The organism is Pollutimonas sp. M17, from assembly GCF_025836975.1.
In the GTDB taxonomy this organism is placed as follows: domain Bacteria; phylum Pseudomonadota; class Gammaproteobacteria; order Burkholderiales; family Burkholderiaceae_B.
On the sequence record NZ_CP107548.1, the window covers coordinates 1163083 to 1183846 of the forward strand.

Consider the following 20764-nt stretch of genomic DNA (forward strand, 5'->3'; position numbering starts at 1 on the left):
TATGAGCTGGGATTTCGCCCTTATCTTATTTTTGCTGCTGGTCCTGACGGGCGTCGTCTGGTGTCTCGATTTCTTCTATTTGCGCGCCAGGCGCCGGGCCAATGGCGTCGCGGCCATGGCGGCCGCCGAACCGGCGGTTGCGGGCCTGACCGCGGCCGAGGCGCTGCGGGTGCGCCAGGAGGCCTACGACAATGCCAACCGGGCGCCGTGGTGGGTCGAGTACTGCGTCAGCTTCTTTCCCGTCATCCTGTTCGTGTTCGCCCTGCGCTCCTTCGTGGTCGAGCCCTTCCGCATTCCGTCGGGCTCCATGCTGCCCACCTTGCAGAACGGCGACCTGATCCTGGTCAACAAATTCCAGTACGGCATACGCCTGCCCGTCATCGACAAGAAGATCATCGACATCGGCTCGCCGCGCCGGGGCGACGTCATGGTCTTCCGTTATCCGGTGGACCCGGACGTCGACTACATCAAGCGGGTGGTGGGCCTGCCGGGCGACGTCGTGCAATACCAGAACAAGGTGCTGACCATCAACGGCCAGCCGATCGCCCACGAGCGCGATGGCGATTACTTCGAGCCGGACCGCTCCGCCTATGTGGGGCGCTATGCCGAACAGCTGGGGCCGGTCAAGCACGACATCCTGCTGAACAAGCAGGCGGCGCAGGACTACATGGCCATTTCCGATTATCCCTTCCGCCAGAACTGCGAATACCTGGGCAACGGCGTGCGCTGCACCGTGCCGCCGGGCCATTATTTCATGATGGGCGACAATCGCGACAACAGCCTGGACAGCCGCTATTGGGGCTTCGTGCCCGACGAATACATCGTCGGCCGGGCCTTCTTCATCTGGATGAACTTCAGCTCGCCCAGCCGCATAGGCGGGTTCCGCTAATGGCCGGCCTGGCTTCCTTGCAGGCGGCGCTGGGCCATCAGTTCAATGATGCGTCCCTGCTGGAACAAGCGCTGACGCATCGCAGCCATAGCGCGCATCACAACGAGCGCCTGGAATTCCTGGGCGACTCGGTCCTCAATTTCGTGGTGGCCGCCTTGCTGTTCAAGCGGTTCGCCAAGATCGACGAGGGCGATCTGTCGCGCCTGCGCGCCAACCTGGTCAAGCAGGCATCGCTGGCCGACATCGCCACCCGGCTGTCCCTGTCGCAGTATCTGCGCCTGGGCGAAGGGGAGCTGAAAAGCGGCGGATTCCGCCGTCCGTCCATCCTGGCCGACGCGCTTGAAGCGCTGTTCGGCGCCGTCTTCCTGGACGGGGGCTTCGAGGCGGCCCAGAAAGTCATCGCCCAGCAGTACGAGCCGGTGCTGGTCAACGTCGATCCCAAGACGCTGGGCAAGGATCCGAAAACGCTGCTGCAGGAACTCCTGCAGGCGCGCAAGCTGGATCTGCCCCTGTATACGGTCGTAGCCACGCACGGCGCGGCGCACAACCAGATGTTCGAAGTCGAGTGCCAGATTCCCAAGCTCGACATCAAGGTGGCGGCGGCCGGCTCCAGCCGGCGCGCGGCCGAACAGTCGGCGGCCGAGCAGGCGATTGCGGCCATAGGCGCGCTGGTTCCGGCCAAGGGCTCGCGCTCGGGCCGAGCCCGCAAGTCGACCCAGCTTTCACTGCCTGTCGCGGTCTCCCAGGAGAACAAATGACAAACCCCTTCCGTTGCGGCTTTGTCGCCATCGTCGGCCGCCCCAATGTGGGCAAGTCCACCCTGGCCAATGCGCTGATAGGCAGCAAGATATCCATTGTTTCGCGCAAGGCCCAGACCACGCGGCACCGCATACATGGCGTGCTGACGCGCGAGCACGAGCAATTCGTCTTCGTCGATACGCCTGGGTTCCAGACCCGCCATGGCGGAGCCATGAACCGCATGATGAATCGCGTGGTCACCCAGGCGCTGGCCGACGTCGACGTGGTGGTCCATGTGGTCGAGGCGGGCAAGTGGTCGGCGGGCGACGCGCAATTGCTGCCGCTGCTGCCGAAATCCGGCAACACCATATTGGTGGTGAACAAGGTCGATGCCTTGAAAAGCAAGAACGACATGTTCGCCTACGTCAGCAAGATCATGGCGCAGTTTCCCTATTCGGCGGTGGTGCCGGTCAGCGCCCTGCGCGGCGTGCAGCTGGACAACCTGCTGGCCGAGATCAGCGCGCGCCTGCCCGAAGGCGAGCCCATGTTCGAGGAAGACACCCTGACCGACCGGCCCATGCGCTTTATCGTGGCCGAGCTCATACGCGAGAAGATATTCCGCCTGGTCGGCGACGAACTGCCTTATGGCTGCACGGTGGTCATCGAGCAATGGGAAGAAAACGATGAAGGCGCCCGGGTGGCGGCCTGCGTGGTGGTCGAGCGCGAAACGCACCGGCCCATCCTGCTGGGCGCGGGCGGCGCGCACATGAAGCGCATCGCGTCCGAGGCTCGCCAGGACATGGTCAAGCTGCTGGACAAGCCGGTGTTCCTGGACGTCTACATCAAGGTGCGCAAGGGCTGGTCCGACCGCGAGAGTGCCTTGCGCGAACTGGGATATGAGTAAGCGGGCGCAACGCGTTCAGGATGCCGCGGGTTATTTGCTGCATGCCGCCCCATGGCGGGAAACCTCGCTCATCGTCCAGGTGTTTACACGGGATCACGGCGTCGTGGCGCTGGTGGCCAAGGGGGCCAAGCGGCCGTATTCAGTCCTGCGCCCGGTGCTGTCCGCGTTCCAGCCCCTGGTCCTGTCCTGGAGCGGGGCGGGCGAAGTCAAGACCCTGACGCGGGCCGAGTCCGCGGGCATACGGCCGCTGAGCGGCCGTTCCTACATGTCGGCCTGGTACATGAACGAATTGTTGCTGCGCCTGCTGCCGCGCGAAGATCCCCACGACGTCCTGTACGATGCCTACGACGCGGCCCTGCGGCAGCTGGCCAGCCAGCAGCCCGCCGCCAGCGCCTTGAGGCGCTTCGAATGGGTGCTGCTGAACGAGACCGGCTACGGACTGGGCGACGATCCACCCGACTTCGACGATCCGCGGCAGGAGCCTGGGCTGCGCGCATCGCTGCGCGACCGCCTGAACGAATTGCTGGGCCGGCCCCTGCTGACCCGCAAGGTCTTGATGGAGCTGCAGCGATATTGAACGTTTTGCCTGAAACCATCGTGCTGGATACCTGCGTCCTGATCTCCAATGTCTTGCGCCGGGCATTGCTGCACCTGGCCGCCCAAGGCTGTTTTGAATTGGCATGGAGCCCGGTCATTGGCGACGAATGGCGGCGCAATGCGGCGCGTCTGTGGGGTGTTTCCGCCGATGATGTTCAGGAACAATGGGATGCCTTGCAACTGGCCTTCCCGCTGGCGGACCAGGGCGATGTCACCGAATTCAAATCGGGCCTGAAGCGCAGCGACCCCAAGGACTGGCACGTGGTCGCGGCCGGCCGGGCGGTGTTGGCGCGGCGGCCGCAGGGCGGCGTCGCCATCGTTACACGCAACATCAGGGACTTCAATCGATCCGAACTGCGCGGCCTTGGGCTGGAGCTGCTGGACCCAGATCAATTGCTGCTTTGCTGCTGGCAGGATCACCCCGGCATGATGTCGGACCTGCTTCGCAAGCTGCCCGATTATGCCCTGGCCCCGGGCCGGGATGCGGAGACGGTAGAGGCCATACTCCGGCGCGAACGTCTTTTTAGGTTGAACAGGCTTTGTCTATGTCCAGCATGAAGCGGGGCGTGGCCCTGTCGGTATTTTCGTCCTGCCTTTTCGCCGCCATTTATTACTACGCGACGATACTGCATCCGCTCAGCGGCGAGGAGATCTTCGCCTGGCGGGTGGTGCTGGCTTTGCCGGCTCTGGCGCTGCTGATTTCCCGCGCCCGGGGCTGGGAGGAAGTCAGGACCATCCATGGAAGATTGCGCAGCGAAGTACGCCTGGGCGCGCTGCTGCTGGTCAGCGCCGCGCTGATCGGCGTGCAACTGTGGCTGTTCGTTTGGGCGCCGCTGCATGGGAAGGCTTTGGACGTCTCCATGGGGTATTTCCTGTTGCCGCTGGTCATGGTGGTGGTGGGACGCGTTGCCTATAAGGAAAGACTCACCCGCATCCAGACTGTGGCGGTCCTGGTGGCGGCGTTGGGCGTCGCGCATGAATTGTTCCGGGTCAATTCGTTTTCGTGGGCGACGGCGCTGGTGATGTTCGGCTATCCGCCTTATTTCATGCTGCGCCGCGCCCTGAAAATAGGCCCGCTTAGCACCTTGTGGTTCGATATGCTACTGATCGCGCCGGCCGCCGTGTTCATCCTGTACAGCCAGGATATCAGCGTGCTGGTCCAGTTTACCCAGGCGCCCAGACTATTGGGGCTGGTGCCTGTGCTGGGCCTGATCAGTTCGGCTGCCCTGATACTCTATATGTCGGCCAGCCGCATGCTGCCACTGGGCCTGTTCGGGTTGCTGGGCTATGTGGAACCCGTCTTGCTGTTCTGGGTGGCCTACCTGTTCCTGGACGAGGGCATAGATCCGTCCGCCTGGCTGACCTATATACCGATCTGGTTCGCCGTTGCCTTGATGGCGGCGGAAGGTGCGCGCAAGTGGCAGCGGGAAGGCCGCTGACCCTTGCAACGACACGCTGTCTACCGCGAGAGAGGACGGGGACGGAAGCCGCTTCTACAAAAAGACCCCCGATGCAAAAAACCCGGACTTGGCGCCAAAGCCTGATCCGGGTTTTTGCTTGCTGCGATCTGCGTTTCGGGCGGCGGGGGCCGCCGAAAACACAAGGATTATTCGCGGTCGCCGCCGAAGATGCCCAGCAGCATCAGCAGGTTGGCGAAAATGTTGTAGACGTCCAGGTAGATGGCCAGGGTGGCGGTGACGTAGTTGGTTTCGCCGCCATTGATGACGCGTTGCAGGTCGACCAGCAGCAAGGCCGAGAAGATGGCGATGGCCATGACCGAAATGGTCAGCATGAGCGCGGGCAGCTGCAGGAAGATATTGGCCAGCGATGCGACGATGAGAATGACGACACCGATGAACAGGAATTTGTGCATGGTGGAAAAGTCGCGCTTGCTGGTCGTGGCCACGCTGGCCATGGCGCCGAACACCACGGCTGTGCCGCCGAAGGCCATCATGATGAGCTGCGACCCGTTGGCCAGCCCCATGACGTGGCCCAGCAGACGCGACAGCATGATGCCCATGAAGAAGGTGAAGGCCAGCAGCAGGGCGACGCCCACCGAGCTGTTCTTGTTGCGTTCGATCATGTACATAAGGCCGAATGCGCCCACCAGGAAGACGATGGCGCTGGTGCCGGGGCTGCTGCCCATGACCTGGTTGATGCCGGTATTCAGGCCGACCAGCGCGCCCAGCACGGTGGGTATCAGCGAAAGGGCCAGCAGCCAATAAGTATTGCGCATGACGCGGTTGCGTACCGTCAGCGATGATGCGGAGGCGTAGCCGTTGGCGTCTGCGAGAGGTTGACGGAAGTCGCTCATGTTCTATCCTTTGGTTCTTGAAGCAATTGGACAGGCCTGCGCGGCCCAGGTTCCATAATCGTAGTGCCAGAGTAACTTACAAATACCTGAATATGCAAGCCAAACGGGCGCTTATGCGGGTTTCTTCCGACATTATGCGCCTGTATCTTTTGGCGAGACGTCGTGCGCATGCAGGTCGTGGCCGGCTTGCTGGTATTCGCGCCAACGCTGGCGCGCGGCGTTTTTGTCGTCTTCGTGGCCCGAGACGATTTCCAGTATGCGCTCGAAGCGCTCCGCCCCCGGCGGACATTGCAGGTCCAGGTTGATCAGCCAGGGCGGCGGTCCGGGTTCACGATTGGGCGCGGGCACGGGCGAGGTGTCGGTGAGCAGCACCAGGGTCTGCGCGGCCAGGGGGTCGTCGGCCTGGACATGGGGCACGAAGGCCTCGGGATCGAAACCCCACAGAAGGCGATCGAAGCGGGCCAGTCTTTGCTTGTCCTGGGTATAGACCAGCAGGGGGCGGCCCGCCAGATAGTGCTTGCGCACCACTTCGCATGCCATGCGCAGGCGGTCTGTGGCACCGAATGCGAAATCCACCCGGCTCATCGGGCGGCTTCGAGGCCCGCCTGGGCCGGCCCCGCCTGTGCTGCATGTTTCATGGCCTTGAGCACCGGAGTCAGGCCTGGCCAAGAAGATATTGCACCAGCAGGGGGACAGGCCGTCCGGAAGCGCCCTTGTCCTTGCCGCTGCGCCATGCCGTGCCGGCGATGTCCAGGTGGGCCCACGGATAGGCAGCCGTAAACCGTGACAGGAAGCAGGCGGCGGTTACGGCGCCGGCCGGAGGGCCTCCGATATTGGCGATGTCGGCAAAGTTGGAGCGCAGCTGTTCCTGGTAGGCGTCGTTCAGCGGCATGCGCCAGGCGGTGTCGTTGGCCTCGCGGCCGGCCCGCAAGAGGCTGTCGGCCAGTGCGTCGTCCTTGCTGAACAGCCCGGTGTTGACGTGGCCCAGGGCGACGACGCAGGCGCCGGTCAGGGTGGCGATGTCGATGACAGCCGCCGGCTTGAAGCGCTCGGCGTAGGTCAGGGCGTCGCAAAGCACCAGACGGCCCTCGGCATCGGTGTTGAGGATCTCGATGGTTTGCCCCGACATGCTCGTCACGACGTCGCCCGGCTTGTTGGCGCGGCCGCTGGGCAGGTTCTCGCAAGCGGGGATCAGGCCGATGACGTCGCGGTCCAGTTCCAGTTCGGCCACGGCACGCAAGGTGCCCAGCACGCTGGCGGCGCCGCACATGTCGTACTTCATTTCATCCATGTTGGCGGCGGGCTTGAGCGAAATGCCGCCGGCGTCGAAGGTGATGCCCTTGCCGATCAGGACGATGGGGGCCTTGCGGTTCTTCGCGGATGCCTTGCCGCCGGCGGCGGCGTGCTTGAGGACGATGAAGGCGGGCGCTTCGTACGAACCGCGCGCCACGGACAGGAAGGAACCCATTTTCAGGGCTTCGATCTGCTTGCGATCCAGGACTTCGGCCTTCAGGCTCTTGAATTCCTTGGCAAGCTTTTTCGCGGTGCCGCCAAGATAGGTGGGCGTGCACACATTGGGAGGCAGGTCGCCCAGCAGGCGGGTCAGATTCATGCCGTTGGCAATGGCCCGGCCTTCACGCAGGCCGTTCTGCGCCTCGGTGGCCTGGGTGCGTGCGATCCACACCGTGATCTTCCTGAGCTTGGGGGCGTCGTCCTGCTTCTTGCTCAGGGTGGCGCTGTAGCGGTAGGTGGCGCGCCCGGCGGCAACCGCGGCGGCCCGTGCGCGGGCTCGCAGGCTGGCGTCGGTGCATTCGATGGCGGCCAGGGCGGACACGCCTTCGGCCAGGTTCGCATTGACGCAGTAGTTGGCAAAGGCGAGTTCGCCGGCGGCGTGGGCGGCGGCGTTGTAGCTGTCTTGTTTGCCCAGGCCGATTAAAATGATGCGCGTGGCGGATACGCCGGGCAGCTTTCTTAAAACCAGATGGGTGTTGGGCTTGCCCTTGAATTCGGTTTTCAGTGCTTCGCGCAGGGCGCCGTCGCTGGCGCGGTCGATCACGTCGGCGGCCGGGCTCAGCATGCCGTCGGCGAAAACGCCTACAGCCAGGGCCGGCGTCTTGATTTGATGCAAGGAAGCAGTGGTCTGTGTGCTAAATTCCATTCGAGTTTCCCGAAAGTGTCCATAAGATGCTTACGATTATCCCGCATATTCTCTCATGTCACTATTCAAGCGTTCCGTAGTATCTGAAATCTCCAGTCACGCGGGCGTCGTGTTCTCGACCCTGCTGGTCGTCTGGCTGAGTGTCCTGCTGGTTCGCCTGCTGGGCGAGGCCGCCAACGGAACCATAGGCGCCGACGTTGTCTTCGGCCTGGCTACTTTTTCCAGCATCACCGCCTTGCCGGTGATCCTGGCCGTGTCTCTGTTCATCGCGGTGCTGACGACGGTCACGCGCAATTTCCGCGAGTCGGAAATGGTGGTGTGGTTTGCCAGCGGCCTGTCTCTGAAGGACTGGGTGGGTCCGGTGCTGCGCTGTGCGGTGCCGGTGGCGGTGGTGATCGCGATACTGACATTGATGGCTTCGCCTTGGGCCTACCGGCAGATCAGCGAGTACAGGCAGCGCTATGAGCAGCGATCCGATTTGTCCAAGGTGACGGCGGGGCAGTTCATCGAAACGGAAGACGGCGCCAGGGTGTTTTTTGCCGAGGAGCCGAATCAGCCGGGCGAGGAGATGGGCAATGTGGTCGCCAGGGTAATCGATCCGGAATGGCTCAGCGTGATCACGGCCGAAAGCGCGCGCATACAGAACGAGAAAAACGGGGATCGCTTCCTGGTGCTCAGCCAGGGGCATCGCTATGACTTGAAACCGGGGAAGCCGGATTTCCGCATGATCGATTTCGAGCGCTATGGTTTCAGGCTGGAAAGCAAGGCCAGTGCGAGTTCCATCGACGCGGTCCGGCAGATGGCGGAAAGCGAAATGAAGGCACGCCCGACGGCGCAGCTTTTCATGGACGATAACAATGACGCGCGTTCGCAGATCATGTGGCGGATGGCTTTGCCTCTGGCGGCGCTGAACCTGGCTCTGCTGGCGATTCCCTTGGGGGCGGTGAACCCGCGGCTGGGGCGGTCTGGGGATTTCCTGATCGCGGGGCTGGTCGGCCTGCTGTATATGAACCTGATCAATCTGTCGCGAGGCTGGATAGGGAAGGGGCAGCTGAGTTTCGGCGTGGGGGTCTGGCTGATTCATGCGCTGTTTACGGCGCTGATGATGTATATGATGTGGCGGAAGTTAAGGGTGAAGGCGCCTAAGGAGCCTAAGGGGCGACCTGCTGCGGCAACTTGAGTCGATCAACTCTGATTTTGCCGTCGTCGATTTCTGTTGCTGTGTAGGCACATGTCATTTTGTGCCGAGCTATTTTTTCGTTTTTGGAGTGCTGCTGTTTATAGGCAGTCGTCAGTTAGCTTTCTTAACCGGCGAGGCGGGCAGGCAGAGGCTGGGCTCCCATCGCTGCGGCCCTTCGGGCTTCCCTTGTCCCGGCTTTCCAGCGGGGGACGTGCGCGAACTCACAAATGGTCAGTCCCCCGGACTGACCATTTGCTCAGACAGCGCGCACTCTTACGCCCCCGCTTCCAAGCCAGGCCGGCGGCTTGCTCAAAGGTCCCCCAGCCTCTGCCTGCCCGCCACGCCTTGAAATTCATCGGCTTTAAGCTAAAGTGGCTTGTTAATCAGGATCGAGGAAGGATTGGGTATGTCCGATGTCAGCAAGCTTTTTGATGACAGCGCAGTGTACAGAACCTTGCTGGAATCGACCAAGGCGATTCCTTGGAAGATCGATTGGGCCACGATGAAATTCGCCTATATCGGCCCTCAGATTGAGGCGTTGCTGGGCTGGAGCCGTGAGAGCTGGGTGAGCGTGGAGGACTGGGCCATGCGCATGCATCCCGAGGACCGTGAATATGTGGTGAATTTCTGCGTCGCCCAATCCCAAGCCGGCATAGACCATGAGGCGGACTACCGAGCGCTGACCAAGGACAACGGCTATGTATGGATTCGCGACGTTGTGCACGTGGTGCGCAATGACAGAGGCGAGGCCGAAGCGCTGATCGGCTTCATGTTTGACATCACCGAGCGCAAGAAGACCGAGCAGGAGTTGCTGAGCTTGCAAAAAGAATTGGAGGCCCTGTCCTTCAAGGATGGTTTGACGAACATTGCCAACCGGCGTCGCTTTGATAGCAGTTTCGAATTGGAGTGGGAGCGTGCGCGCAGCGAACGCCAGCCATTGTCTATGTTGTTGTTCGACGTCGATTTTTTCAAGCAGTACAACGATTTGTATGGCCACGCTCAGGGTGACCAGTGCTTGGTGGATATCGCCCAGACGCTGAGTTTGGCACTAGATGGCCCTCGCGATCTTGTTGCGCGCTACGGCGGGGAAGAGTTTGTCGTGCTGCTGCCTGAAGCCGATGCCGAGGTGGCCCGGAAAGTCGCTGAACGCTGCCAGCGATTGCTCCAGATGAAGTCTATCGTGCATGCACTGTCGCCGCATGGCAGGCGCGTTACTGTCAGCATAGGTGCGGGCACAGTGGTGCCAGATGAGCAGGCCGAGCCTGCTGCCTTCATCAAAGCCGTAGATCAGCAGCTATATGCGGCCAAGAACAACGGGCGGCACCGCATTGAGCATGTGCAGTTGAAGGCCTAAGCGTACTAGTTCACAGTTGAGACCCTTGCGGGCAGAGACTCATTAGCACTGCACCGGCAAGAAGCAAACCCGCTGCCGCCGTCCTCTGAAAGCTGAAGGGTTGTACCGCCATCTCAAACCAGCCAAGGCGATCCAATGCCATAGCGGCGGTCACCTGACCTGCCATGACTAACGCAATCATGTTGGCAGCGCCTATACGCGGAGCGACGGCAGTGGTTGCAGACAGCACGACAGCCCCGCACAGCCCTCCGGTCCAGGCCCACCAAGGCAGACCGGTCATTTGCGATGGTCTTGGCCATGTTCTGCCGGACGCGAGTGCGGCGCATGCGAGTATGGCCGCCACCAGCAATGCAGAGAGAGCTGCCGCCCAGAGGGGGCCTCCTATTGCGCGTCCTAAACGAGCATTGACGAGCGCCTGCAAGGGAAGCATTGCTCCGGCAGTCACAGCAAGAAGAAAGAAGAACCAAGACATCGCTATTTCCTTGGCTGCTTGCCGAAAAAATCCACCAGCAGTTCAGATACATGATTCGAAGCCTCTTCTGGAAGGAAGTGTCCGGCGTTCAAGATTACGTCGCCCTGCACATCGTCCGCCAAAGACTGCAATGCATCCACGATACGATCCCCGACTCCTCGCTCTGCTCCAACAGCCAGCACTGGAATGTCGAGCCGCTTCTCAGCGCGAAGGCGGTTTGCGAGAACCCCTGCGGGTGAAAGCGCCGACTGGTAGTAGCCGGTCACCGCTCGCAATGCCCCGGGAGCCGCTAGCTGACGCGCATAGATCGCGATATCTTCGGCTGTAATTGTCCAGGGTTGAAGCGCTTTCGCGCGAAACAGCCAGGTTAGAAAAACCTCTTCGCGCCCAGCTATTAGCAGCCGAGGAAGCTCATCGAGTTGGTTGAAAGAAAAATGCCAACTGCGCAGGTTTGCCTCCTCGGCGGGCAGATCACTGCGCGCTGCTGAAAGTCCTGGTATTAGAGCGTCGAACATTGCGACGCGACGAATGTCGGAGCGCCAGTCAGCGGCCCATGCATAGGCGATCCAGCTGCCTACGTCGTGTCCCACGACATCGATTGGCCCGTTCTCGAACAGCCCGATCTTCGCTGCAAAATGGTGCAGTTCGGTGGAGACTGTGGCCATATCGTAACTACCCGCTGGCGCGTCGCTTTCCCCCATCCCCCGAGGATCGACTGCAATGACCCTATAACCGGCATCAGCCAATTGCGGCATCACGTAGCGCCATGCATACCAGCTCTGTGGCCAGCCCGGAATCAGCAGAACGGGAGGGCCTTCGCCTCCCTCCACGTAATGAAGGTTAACGTCACCAACCCTAACGCTCGCATGGCGAAATCGTTGCCAGAAATCCGTACGCATCATGAAATCCGCACCGACATGCTCGGGTTGTTTTGAATGAATACTCATAACTGCTCCCTAAAATGGAATTGATCGTTTCCTAATTAATGAAATTTTTTAGAGCAAGCGCATTAACTCGGCAACCATTCCCAGCATAGTGCTGGTGTCTGATCCTGTTTTCCCGAGTATCCGCATACCTTGTTGAAGTGCCAGGAGGAGCTTCGCCATGCTGGCGGCATTGACCTCCGTACGAATGGAACCGTCCATCTGACCTTCTTCAAGGAGGCGCAGGAGCTGCTCTTCTTGCCTAGTCTGCTGTGCAGCGATCAAATCGGAAATTTCTTTGTCGGCCAGAGATAGTTCGACGGCACTCTCAATAACCAAGCATCCAGTGCGGCCAGCGACTTCACTACTCAGTAGTGCATACTGAGTGAGTAAAACCTCGATTTTTTTCTTGCCGGAAAGCTCGCTTGCCAAGCAAGCAGCAATCGCCTCGCTGCGCTGTGTCATGTAGCGGTCAAGCGCTGCCAGAAAGAGCCCCCGCTTATCTCCCCATGCTTTGTAGATGCTGCCGGACGTCAAGCCCAGGCATGCATTCAGGTCCGAGATAGAGGTGCCGTGGTACCCATACTCGCTAAAGCGAGTGATTGCTTTGTCCAGGGCTGCATTCGTATCGAACTCGCGAGGCCGGCCAGGGCCGACAGGAATTTCCGTTTTTTGATTCATGAGATTATTATAGGAAACAATCATTTCCTAATCAAGCGGGAGCAAATAACTAAGCATCCTTCTGCCGAACCAGCCACGAGCACTGAATTCAGGGCAGGTATTGCAAGCTGTTCGCTTCGCCGCGCAGCAACGGAGTATTCAACTGCACCGACTTTTTCAGGAAATCCCACAGCGCCATCACTCGATTGGAATGGCGCAGGTCTTCGTGGCAGTGCATCCAGAAACTGCGGGTTACGACGATTTCATCCTCAAGCACGGCTTGCAGGCGCGGGTCCTGGGCGGCCATGAAGCAGGGCAGGATGGTCAGCGACTGGCCTTGCAGGGCGGCGTGGTATTGGGCGATGACGCTGGTGCTTTTGAAGATGACTCGGTCGGTGGCCACGATGTCGTCCAGGTAGCGCAGCCGGTCGCTGAACAGCAGCTCTTCCACATAGCCGATGAAGCTGTGCTTGTCCAGGTCCGACAGGCTGCGTATGGGCGCGGAGCGGGCCAGGTAGTCGGTGCTGCCGTATAGCTTCAGCGAGTAGTCCAGCAGCTTGGTGCAAAGGTAGGGGCCGCGTTGGGGGCGCTCCAGGGAGATGGCGATGTCGGCTTCGCGCTTGGACAGGCTGATGAAACGCGGGACGGGCATGATGTCCAGGGTGATGGCCGGATAGCGCCGCTGGAAGTCCACCATCAGGGGCGTCAGCACATAATTGCCGAAACCCTCGGTGGAGCCGACGCGCAAGTGGCCGGACAAGGTCTGGGATTGCCCCAGGATGTCTTCGCGGGCATTGATCAGCGTGCCTTCCATCTGCTCGGCATAGGTGAAGAAGCGCAGGCCGTCTTCGGTCAGGGTGAAGCCCGTGGCTTTCGACTTGTCGAACAGCAGGGTGCCAAGCTCGCGTTCCAGGGCATGGATGCGGCGCGAGACGGTGCTGTGCTGGACGCCCAGGCGCAGGGCGGCCGCGCTGACGCGCTGGGTGCGCGCCACCTCAAGGAAATACCGCAGGCCATCCCAGTCGAGCATAGGGTTTTGTTGTGCATTTTTTAGCAATGAATGTGCAAATATTGTCGTGGAAATAAGTTTTTTACACAACTACACTGCAAAAGTGGATGGGAGCGCGGGCGTTGGAAATGTTCCGCCGGCCTTGCCGCTGCCGACCGCGCTTCGGTGTGCTGTTGGCTCGAGTTCGCACTCATAGCCGGGTTGCTCAGGCGGCACACTCCATGCACTAAAACTATAAAGACCGGAGACTAACCAATGAAGAAATTCACGCTTACCCTGGTGGCCAGCCTATGCATGGGCATGGCCGCCGGCGCCGCCGCCAAGGCGCCTCCTGTAAAGATCGGCATTTTGACCGACATGTCGGGTACCTATGCCTCCATGGGCGGACCCGGTTCGGTGGCGGCGGCCAAGCTCGCCATTGCGGACTGCCTGGCCGCTGAATGCAAGGGCATGGACATCCAGCTGGTGTCGGCCGACAACCAGAACAAGGCCGATGTGGGCGCCGCCAAGGCGCGCGAGTGGTTCGACCGCGATGGCGTCAGCGCCATCGCCGACCTGACGAACTCCGCCGTGGCGCTGGCGGTGCAGGGCATCGCCAAGGAAAAGAACAAGGTCGTGATGTTTTCGGGGCCCGCCACGACGGACCTGACCAACAAGAGCTGCTCGCCGGTGGGCTTCCACTGGATGTTCGACGTCTATTCCCAGTCCATCGGCGGCGTGCGGGCCATGGTCAACAAGGGCGGCAAGTCGTGGTTCTTCATTACCGTCGACTACGCCTTCGGCCATTCCCTGCAGAAGGGTTCCGAAGACATGGTCAAGCAATTGGGTGGGACGGTGGTGGGCTCGGTGCTGCATCCCTTGAACGTTCCCGATTTCGCTTCCTACCTGCTGCAGGCGCAAAGCTCCAAGGCGCAGGTGGTGGCGCTGGCCAATGGCGGGGCCGATGTGGTGAACGCCATCAAGCAGGCGCGCGAATTCGGCATCGTGGCGGGCGGCCAGCGGCTGGCTTCGCTGCTGATTTTCCTGTCCGACCTGCGCGCGCTGGGGCTGGAGAACGCGCAGGGCCTGACCTATGTCGACGGCTTCTATTGGGACTTCGACGACGGCACGCGCGCCTGGTCCGATCGCTTCGCCAAGGCATTCAATGGCCTGAAGCCGACCATGACGCAGGCCGGGGTGTACTCCAGCGTGCTGCATTACCTGAAGGCCGTCGCGGCAACGCAGTCCACCGACGGCCAGGTGGTGGCCGACAAGATGCGCGAGATCCCCATCAAGGATCCCATTATGCATAACGCTTCCATCCGCCCCGATGGCCGCGTGATACACGATATGTATCTGTACGAGGTCAAGACCCCGGCCGAATCCAAGGGCGAGTGGGACTTGTCCAAGCTGGTGGCGACCATACCGGCGGCCGAGGCATTCCAGCCCTTGTCCGAATCGACTTGCCCGCTGGTCAAGAAAGGCTGAACATGGCCCCGGGACCGCAACTTGCGCGTGCTTGCTGGCGGCGCGGGTGGGTCCCGGACCGGGAATGAAGAATCCCGGGCGGATGTGCCCGGCTTGTTTTATTTGCAATACGCATCATGAATGCGCCAAGGAGACCTGAATGAGTGCCGTACCCCGTATCCCGCTGCTGATCGGCGGCGAACTTGTGCAATCCAAGACCACCGAGTGGCGGGATGTCATCAATCCCGCCACGCAGGAAGTGGTTGCGCAGGTGCCTTTTGCCACCAAAGAGGAACTGGATCTGGCGGTAGCCAATTCCAAGGAGGCTTTCCGCAAGTGGCGCAGCACCAGCCAGGCCACGCGCACCCGCGTCATGCTGAACCTGCAGAAGCTGGTGCGCGACAATACCGCCGCCCTGGCGAAATCGATTTCGCTGGAACACGGCAAGACCCTGCCCGACGCCGAGGGTGAAGTGGGGCGCGGCCTGGAGGTGATCGAGCACGCCTGCGCCATGGCGTCCCTGCAGCTGGGCGAATATGCCGAGAACGCCGCCACGGGCATCGATGTCTATACCCTGATACAGCCCCTGGGCGTATGCGCCGGCATCACGGCCTTCAATTTCCCCATCATGCTGCCATGTTTCATGTTTCCCATGGCCATCTCGGCGGGCAATACCTTCATTCTGAAGCCCTCCGAACAGGATCCCAGTTCTTCGCTGATGCTGGCCCAGCTTGCGCTGGAAGCCGGCTTGCCGCCGGGCGTCCTGAATGTGGTGCATGGCGGCCCCGATATCGCCAATGGCCTGTGCGACCACCCCGACGTCAAGGCGATCTCATTCATCGGGTCGACGCATGTGGGCACGGCTATCTACCGCCGCGCTTCGGAGGCCGGCAAGCGCTGCCAGGCCATGATGGGCGCCAAGAACCACTGCGTCATCCTGCCGGACGCCGATCGCGAAGTGGCCCTGAACCAGCTGGTCGGCGCGGCATTCGGCGCCGCCGGCCAGCGCTGCATGGCCACCTCGGTGGCTGTCCTGGTGGGCGAGGCCCGCGACTGGCTGCCCGATTTCATCGAGCGTGCCAAGAAGCTCAAGGTCAGCATAGGCTCCGATCGCGACGCCGACCTGGGGCCCCTGGTGTCGCCCAATGCCAAGAAGCGGGTCGAAGGCCTGATCCAGCAGGGTGTGGATGAAGGCGCGGAACTGGTGCTGGACGGCCGCAAGCTGAACGTACAGGGTTACGAAAAGGGCAATTTCGTCGGGCCCACCGTGTTCAAGGGCGTCAAGGCCGACATGGCCATCTACCGCGAGGAGATCTTCGGTCCCGTGCTGTGCGTGGTGGGCGTCGATACCCTGGAGGAAGCGGTGGAGTTCATCAATGCCAATCCCAACGGCAACGGCGTGGCGGTCTTCACCCAGGACGGTGGCGCGGCGCGTTACTTCCAGAGCAACATCGACGTGGGGCAGATCGGCATCAACATTCCCATTCCCGTGCCCGTCGCCTGGTTCAGCTTCACCGGATCGCGGGCGTCCAAGCTGGGCGACCTGGGGCCCAACGGCAAGCAGGCCGTGCATTTCTGGACGCAGACCAAGACGGTCACCGCGCGCTGGTCCGCTCATGCATCGGGGGTCAACACCACCATTTCCATGAAGTAAGCTTATAACTAGAAAGAATATATTTTAATTTCTTTATTACATATAATAGCCCTTCCTATAGGGCTATTTTTTATGAATCTCCAGCAATTCCGCTTTGTCCGCGAAACGATACGGCGCAATTTCAATCTGACCGACGCGGCTCGCACGCTTTACACCTCGCAGCCGGGCGTGTCCAAGGCCATCATCGAGTTCGAGGATGAGCTGGGGGTCAAGATCTTCGAGCGGCACGGCAAGCGCATAAAGGGGCTGACCAAGCCGGGACACGTCGTGGCTCAGGTCATCGACCGCATCATGCGCGAAGTCGACAATCTGAAGAAGGTCAGCGATGAATTCGCCCGGCGCGACGAAGGCGGGCTGACCATCGCCTGCACGCACGCCCAGGCCCGCTACATATTGCCCAAGGTCATACCGGCCTTCCGTGAACGCTTTCCCAAGGTCCGGGTTTCGCTGGCCGAGGGGAACCCGCCGCATCTGGCGAAAATGGTCCTGCATGAGCAGGCCGACGTGGCCATAGCGACCGAAACCCTGGCGCTGACGCCGGGTTTGGCCGCCATGCCGGTGTATTCCTGGGAGCACACCATTGTCGTGCGGCCCGACCACCCTTTGGCGGAGCTGACCTCCAGCGCGGCCAAGGCGATCTCCCTGAAGCAGCTGGCCCAATACCCCATCGTGACCTACGACCATGCATTTTCGGGGCGCGGCGCCATCGATGAAGTCTTCGCCGCGGCGAATATCGCCCCCGACATCGTCCTGGAAGCCATCGATGCCGACGTCATCAAGACTTATGTGGATGTGGGCCTGGGCATCGGCATCATCGCGGGCATGGCTTTCGACCCGCGGCGCGACAAGGGCCTGGTGGGCTTGCCGGCCGGCCACCTGTTCGGAACCCATGTCACGCGGGTAGCGGTCAAATCCGGCGTATTCCTGCGCGATTACGTCTATGTGCTGCTGGAAATGCTGGCGCCGGAACTGACGCGCGACGTGGTCCAGGAAGCCATCGACAGAAGCCCGAAACTCGACTGAGCGGCGGAGCGGCCGATACGATCGGTCGACGGGCAAATCGCGGCAGCTTCATTTCGAGTTTCTGTTGACAATGATAATAAGAATGATTATCGTTACGGAACATTCTTTCATGTTCTGGAGCCGCCATGTCTCAACTCGTCAGCGCTGTGGTCGTAGGGGCCGATCGACTGGGGAATATTCCCGACCTGCTCAAAGGCCATAACATCGCCATCCGCCACCATATCAGCGGCCGCGATCCCTCTCATCAGAAAAAGACCTTGCAACTGCCTTCGGGCACCGAATTGCTGATACTGCTTACCGATTTTCTGGGCCACAATGTCATGAAGACGTTCCGGACAGCGGCGCAGAAGGCGGGGATACGGGTGCTGGCCTGCCGGCGTTCGGTATGCAGCATGAAGCAGGCCCTGAACCAATGCGGTTACTGTGAGGCATGCTCCAGCCCAAAGAGCGCTGCGCAGCAGCCTATGAAGATGGTGGCGCAGCATGTGGCGACCGGCGGCGGAGGGCGTTCGCCGGGCCAGGGCGGCCGTGTCAGGCCCAGATAGCCGGGCTGTGCTTCACGCTTGATCGGGAAGGCCGTGCCGCGCACGAGTTGCGGGGCATGCGGCCGGCCGCCGGAAGGGCGGTGTAAAAGGGGATCGGGGCGGGTGCGGGTGGGCTTCGGCGGGCCGCTGCGCCCGCCTTCTTCAGTTGGTCGAGAGGGTATCCGTTGCCTTGTTGGCGGCCAGCCGGCGGGCGCCGTTATAGCGCTTCTTCCAGTAGGCGATGTCCATGTCTTCGATACGCACGACGGCGCCTTTGCGAGGAGCATGGACGAATTTGCGGTCGCCCAGGTAGATGCCTACATGCGAGAAGCGACGGCCGCGCGTATTGAAGAACACCAGGTCGCCGCGCTTGAGTTCGTCGCGCTTGACCGAGATGCCTTCCCGGGCGATTTCAGCCGAACGGCGCGGCAGCTTGAGCCCCAGTGATTTCTCGGCGGCATAGATGACCAGTCCGCTGCAGTCGAAACCGGTGTTGGGCGCCTCGCCGCCATAACGATACTTGATGCCCAGCACGCTGAGCGCGGTGCTGGCCAGAGCCCTGGTGGTTTTTGGCGGAGTGGAATAGGCCTGCTCCTGATTGGAGAGATAGGCCCCCAGCGGATCGGACTGGATGTGGGACAGATAATTGTCGCGTGCAATCCGGCTGGGATTGGTCTCGGCAAGCTGCTTGTTGGCGTTGGTGGCGCATCCGGCCAGGACCAATGTTGCGGCAAGCACTACTGATTTTACGCCGCGCGATACGATCGATGAACTTATGTACGGGACGTGGCGGAATAGTCGTTGCGGCGGCATGATTATCTGGTTTTCGTTCGCACAAGGCCGCCTTGCTGGATGTTCGATTTTGTATAAAAACGAATCAAAATCGATGGCATCTGACAGCAAACAACAGCTAAAAACGGCGGGTCGCATGCAAACTGAACGTGAGCAATCCGGGGAGTTTAACGGTTCATGTCATTCGCGTAAAGGAGTTTTACCGAAAAATCGGGCTTTACTCCATGGGCCGTGCGGGCTAGTCTATAGTCCGGAACGGAGGCCGGCCTTCCTATTTTTTGTCATTAATTGATTCATTTCCAGGGAAACCCATGAAAACCAAGCCTGTATTGAGCCTTGCCGATGTACAAACGATTTTGTCCGCGGCCGAGAAGCATGCCGTGGAGCATAAGTGGCCGGTAACGATTTCCGTGGTCGACGATGGCGGCCATCTGCTGGGCTTGCAGCGCCTGGACGGCGCCGCGCCGATCTCGGCGCAGATTTCCCCGGCCAAGGCGCGCACCGCCGCCCTGGGCCGCCGCGAATCCCGCATCTATGAGGAAACCATCAACCAGGGGCGCACGTCCTTCCTGTCCGCGCCCGGCCTGGAAGGCATGCTGGAAGGCGGCGTGCCGGTCATCGTCGATGGCCAGGTCGTGGGCGCCGTGGGCGTGTCGGGTGTGAAATCCACGGAAGACGTCGAAGTGGCCCGTGCCGGGATCGCCGCCCTGAAACCATGACGCAGCGCCCGGCACCGTTATCGGATGCCGGGGCGGAGCCAGCGGCGCGGGCCGGCGGCTCCCTCCTGAATCCCGGGATAGGCAAGCGCGAAGTCTGGGCCTGGGCCATGTACGACTTTGCCAACTCCGGCTATACCACCGTGGTGCTGACCACGGTTTTCAGCGCTTATTTCGTGGGCGTGGTGGCGGCGCAGAAGACATGGGGCACGCTGGCGTTCACTGCCGCCCTGTCTTTTTCCTATCTCATGATCATGCTGACCATGCCTACGCTGGGCGCGCGGGCCGACGCCAGGGCGGGAAAGCGGCGGCTGCTGTTCACCAGCACCGTGGGCTGCGTCCTGGCCACCGTACTGCTGGCATTCACCGGCCCGGGCGACATCGCCTGGGGGCTTTTCGCCATTGCGCTGTCCAATTACTGCTATTGCGTGGGCGAGTCCATCGTGGCGGCCTTCCTGCCCGAGATCGCCCGGCCCGAAGCATTGGGCCGCGTATCGGGGTGGGGCTGGAGCTTCGGCTACTTCGGCGGCATGCTTACGCTGGGCCTGTCGCTGGCGCTGGTGTCCTGGGCCAGCGGACAGGGCCAGGCCGCAAGCCAGTATGTGCCTTACGTCATGGTGCTGACGGCGGCCATCTTCGCCATTGCCGCCGTTCCTTCCTTCCTGTTCCTGCGCGAGCGCACGCCGGCCAGCCACCGGCCCGCGCAGGGCATGCTGGCCCGCCTGCTGGCCGCGTGGCATGAAACCCGGCGGGACTTCGTCGATTTCCGGCTTCTGCTGATGTGCGGCGCCTGCTATCAGGCGGGCATTGCCGTGGTCATCACCCTGTCGGCCGTCTATGCGACCGAAGCCATGGGCTTTACCATGGCCCAGACCATGCTGCTGGTCTTCACGGTAAATATCGCCGCTGCCGCCGGCGCCTTCCTGTTCGGCTATGCGCAGGATCGCATTGGCCACAAGCTGGCGCTTTCCATCACCCTGGTGGGATGGATCGTCATGATAGGGCTGGCCTACGCGGCGGTGCAGGCATGGGTGTTCTGGCTTGCCGCCATGGTGGCCGGCCTGTGCATGGGCACCAGCCAGAGCGCCGGCCGGGCCATGGTGGGGGCGCTGGCGCCCCCGGGACGCTTGGCGGAATTCTATTCCCTATGGACCTTCGCCACGCAATTGGCGGCCGTGGTGGGGCCTTTGTGCTATGGCCTGGTCACCTGGCTGACCGGCGGCAACCACCGGCTGGCCCTGCTTTGCACCGGCCTGTTCTTCGTGGCCGGCCTGGCCGTGCTCGCCCGCCTGGATTTTGCGCGCGGTTCGCGGGCGCGCGATACTAATATCCTGTCCGCATGAACGACGTCCGGCAATTGTGACAATTTTTGATTGATCTTGCCTGGATTTGTCAGCATGCAGTAAGGCTC

At 61.5% G+C, this 20764-nt stretch carries 22 protein-coding genes; 14 read left to right on the forward strand and 8 right to left on the reverse strand.

Going from position 1 to position 20764, the window contains the following annotated elements; all coding sequences use genetic code 11:
* Window position 1 precedes the first annotated feature (1 nt).
* From lepB to rarD, 6 genes are read left to right on the forward strand one after another with little or no spacing between them, the layout of a single operon-like run.
* A complete protein-coding gene (lepB, locus tag OEG81_RS05585) occupies window positions 2-889 on the forward strand; it encodes a signal peptidase I (protein ID WP_264131718.1) in 888 nt (295 codons plus the stop codon).
* Window positions 889-1647, forward strand: coding sequence for a ribonuclease III (gene rnc / locus OEG81_RS05590; RefSeq protein ID WP_264131719.1), 759 nt, complete (start codon window positions 889-891; stop codon window positions 1645-1647). Before lepB ends, rnc begins: the two co-directional genes overlap by 1 nt.
* Complete coding sequence (gene era, locus OEG81_RS05595; RefSeq protein WP_264131720.1) at window positions 1644-2531, forward strand: GTPase Era; 888 nt, start codon at window positions 1644-1646, stop codon at window positions 2529-2531. The genes rnc and era overlap by 4 nt, the downstream gene beginning before the upstream one ends.
* Complete coding sequence (gene recO, locus OEG81_RS05600; protein WP_264131721.1) at window positions 2524-3108, forward strand: DNA repair protein RecO; 585 nt, start codon at window positions 2524-2526, stop codon at window positions 3106-3108. The genes era and recO overlap by 8 nt, the downstream gene beginning before the upstream one ends.
* A complete protein-coding gene (locus tag OEG81_RS05605; protein ID WP_264131722.1) occupies window positions 3105-3686 on the forward strand; it encodes a PIN domain-containing protein in 582 nt (193 codons plus the stop codon). Before recO ends, OEG81_RS05605 begins: the two co-directional genes overlap by 4 nt.
* On the forward strand, window positions 3674-4567 hold the full coding sequence (rarD, locus tag OEG81_RS05610; RefSeq protein WP_317135370.1) for an EamA family transporter RarD: 894 nt from the start codon (window positions 3674-3676) through the stop codon (window positions 4565-4567). The genes OEG81_RS05605 and rarD overlap by 13 nt, the downstream gene beginning before the upstream one ends.
* A 167-nt stretch (window positions 4568-4734) precedes the next feature.
* On the opposite strand, the gene OEG81_RS05615 is transcribed toward rarD, so the two are convergent.
* The 3 genes from OEG81_RS05615 to OEG81_RS05625 all read right to left on the reverse strand — a co-directional run bounded on the left by OEG81_RS05615 (window position 4735) and on the right by OEG81_RS05625 (window position 7600).
* The gene (locus OEG81_RS05615) at window positions 4735-5442 is read right to left on the reverse strand and encodes a Bax inhibitor-1/YccA family protein (protein WP_264131723.1); all 708 of its coding nucleotides are present in this window, start codon (window positions 5440-5442) and stop codon (window positions 4735-4737) included.
* A 132-nt stretch (window positions 5443-5574) separates the two neighbouring features.
* Complete coding sequence (locus tag OEG81_RS05620) at window positions 5575-6027, reverse strand: DNA polymerase III subunit chi (RefSeq protein WP_264131724.1); 453 nt, start codon at window positions 6025-6027, stop codon at window positions 5575-5577.
* 70 nt (window positions 6028-6097) lie between these two features.
* Entirely contained in the window at window positions 6098-7600 is a 1503-nt protein-coding gene (locus tag OEG81_RS05625) for a leucyl aminopeptidase (RefSeq protein ID WP_264131725.1), read from the reverse strand.
* Window positions 7601-7655: 55 nt separating this feature from the next.
* Here OEG81_RS05625 and lptF point away from each other — a divergent pair, with 55 nt between their 5' ends.
* Window positions 7656-8780, forward strand: a complete 1125-nt coding sequence (lptF, locus tag OEG81_RS05630; protein WP_264131726.1) for an LPS export ABC transporter permease LptF — start codon at window positions 7656-7658, stop codon at window positions 8778-8780.
* A 406-nt stretch (window positions 8781-9186) separates the two neighbouring features.
* Complete coding sequence (locus OEG81_RS05635; RefSeq protein ID WP_264131727.1) at window positions 9187-10134, forward strand: sensor domain-containing diguanylate cyclase; 948 nt, start codon at window positions 9187-9189, stop codon at window positions 10132-10134.
* A 10-nt stretch (window positions 10135-10144) separates the two neighbouring features.
* On the opposite strand, the gene OEG81_RS18135 is transcribed toward OEG81_RS05635, so the two are convergent.
* The 4 genes from OEG81_RS18135 to OEG81_RS05650 form a co-directional block, all read right to left on the reverse strand.
* Window positions 10145-10606, reverse strand: a complete 462-nt coding sequence (locus OEG81_RS18135; RefSeq protein WP_412034115.1) for a DMT family transporter — start codon at window positions 10604-10606, stop codon at window positions 10145-10147.
* 2 nt (window positions 10607-10608) lie between these two features.
* Window positions 10609-11553, reverse strand: a complete 945-nt coding sequence (locus OEG81_RS05640) for an alpha/beta fold hydrolase (RefSeq protein WP_264131728.1) — start codon at window positions 11551-11553, stop codon at window positions 10609-10611.
* Window positions 11554-11601: 48 nt separating this feature from the next.
* Window positions 11602-12234, reverse strand: a complete 633-nt coding sequence (locus tag OEG81_RS05645) for a TetR/AcrR family transcriptional regulator (protein ID WP_264131729.1) — start codon at window positions 12232-12234, stop codon at window positions 11602-11604.
* 64 nt (window positions 12235-12298) lie between these two features.
* Window positions 12299-13219, reverse strand: a complete 921-nt coding sequence (locus OEG81_RS05650; RefSeq protein ID WP_264131730.1) for a LysR family transcriptional regulator — start codon at window positions 13217-13219, stop codon at window positions 12299-12301.
* Between the two features lie 234 nt (window positions 13220-13453).
* Here OEG81_RS05650 and OEG81_RS05655 point away from each other — a divergent pair, with 234 nt between their 5' ends.
* From OEG81_RS05655 to OEG81_RS05670, 4 genes are all read left to right on the forward strand, one after another.
* The gene (locus OEG81_RS05655; RefSeq protein WP_412034116.1) at window positions 13454-14665 is read left to right on the forward strand and encodes an ABC transporter substrate-binding protein; all 1212 of its coding nucleotides are present in this window, start codon (window positions 13454-13456) and stop codon (window positions 14663-14665) included.
* Window positions 14666-14804: 139 nt separating this feature from the next.
* The gene (locus OEG81_RS05660; protein WP_264131731.1) at window positions 14805-16298 is read left to right on the forward strand and encodes a CoA-acylating methylmalonate-semialdehyde dehydrogenase; all 1494 of its coding nucleotides are present in this window, start codon (window positions 14805-14807) and stop codon (window positions 16296-16298) included.
* Window positions 16299-16370: 72 nt separating this feature from the next.
* The gene (locus tag OEG81_RS05665; protein ID WP_264131732.1) at window positions 16371-17321 is read left to right on the forward strand and encodes a CysB family HTH-type transcriptional regulator; all 951 of its coding nucleotides are present in this window, start codon (window positions 16371-16373) and stop codon (window positions 17319-17321) included.
* 125 nt (window positions 17322-17446) lie between these two features.
* Window positions 17447-17866, forward strand: a complete 420-nt coding sequence (locus OEG81_RS05670; protein WP_264131733.1) for a DUF2325 domain-containing protein — start codon at window positions 17447-17449, stop codon at window positions 17864-17866.
* A gap of 141 nt (window positions 17867-18007) precedes the next feature.
* Here the strand turns inward: OEG81_RS05670 and OEG81_RS05675 are convergent, their stop codons facing one another.
* Window positions 18008-18583: a C40 family peptidase gene (locus OEG81_RS05675; protein ID WP_264131734.1), complete on the reverse strand. Its 576-nt coding sequence runs from the start codon at window positions 18581-18583 to the stop codon at window positions 18008-18010.
* Window positions 18584-18948: 365 nt separating this feature from the next.
* Here OEG81_RS05675 and OEG81_RS05680 point away from each other — a divergent pair, with 365 nt between their 5' ends.
* Both OEG81_RS05680 and OEG81_RS05685 read left to right on the forward strand, forming a co-directional pair.
* A complete protein-coding gene (locus OEG81_RS05680) occupies window positions 18949-19356 on the forward strand; it encodes a GlcG/HbpS family heme-binding protein (RefSeq protein WP_264131735.1) in 408 nt (135 codons plus the stop codon).
* Window positions 19353-20696, forward strand: coding sequence for an MFS transporter (locus OEG81_RS05685; protein ID WP_264131736.1), 1344 nt, complete (start codon window positions 19353-19355; stop codon window positions 20694-20696). The genes OEG81_RS05680 and OEG81_RS05685 overlap by 4 nt, the downstream gene beginning before the upstream one ends.
* The last annotated feature ends 68 nt before the right edge of the window (window positions 20697-20764 follow it).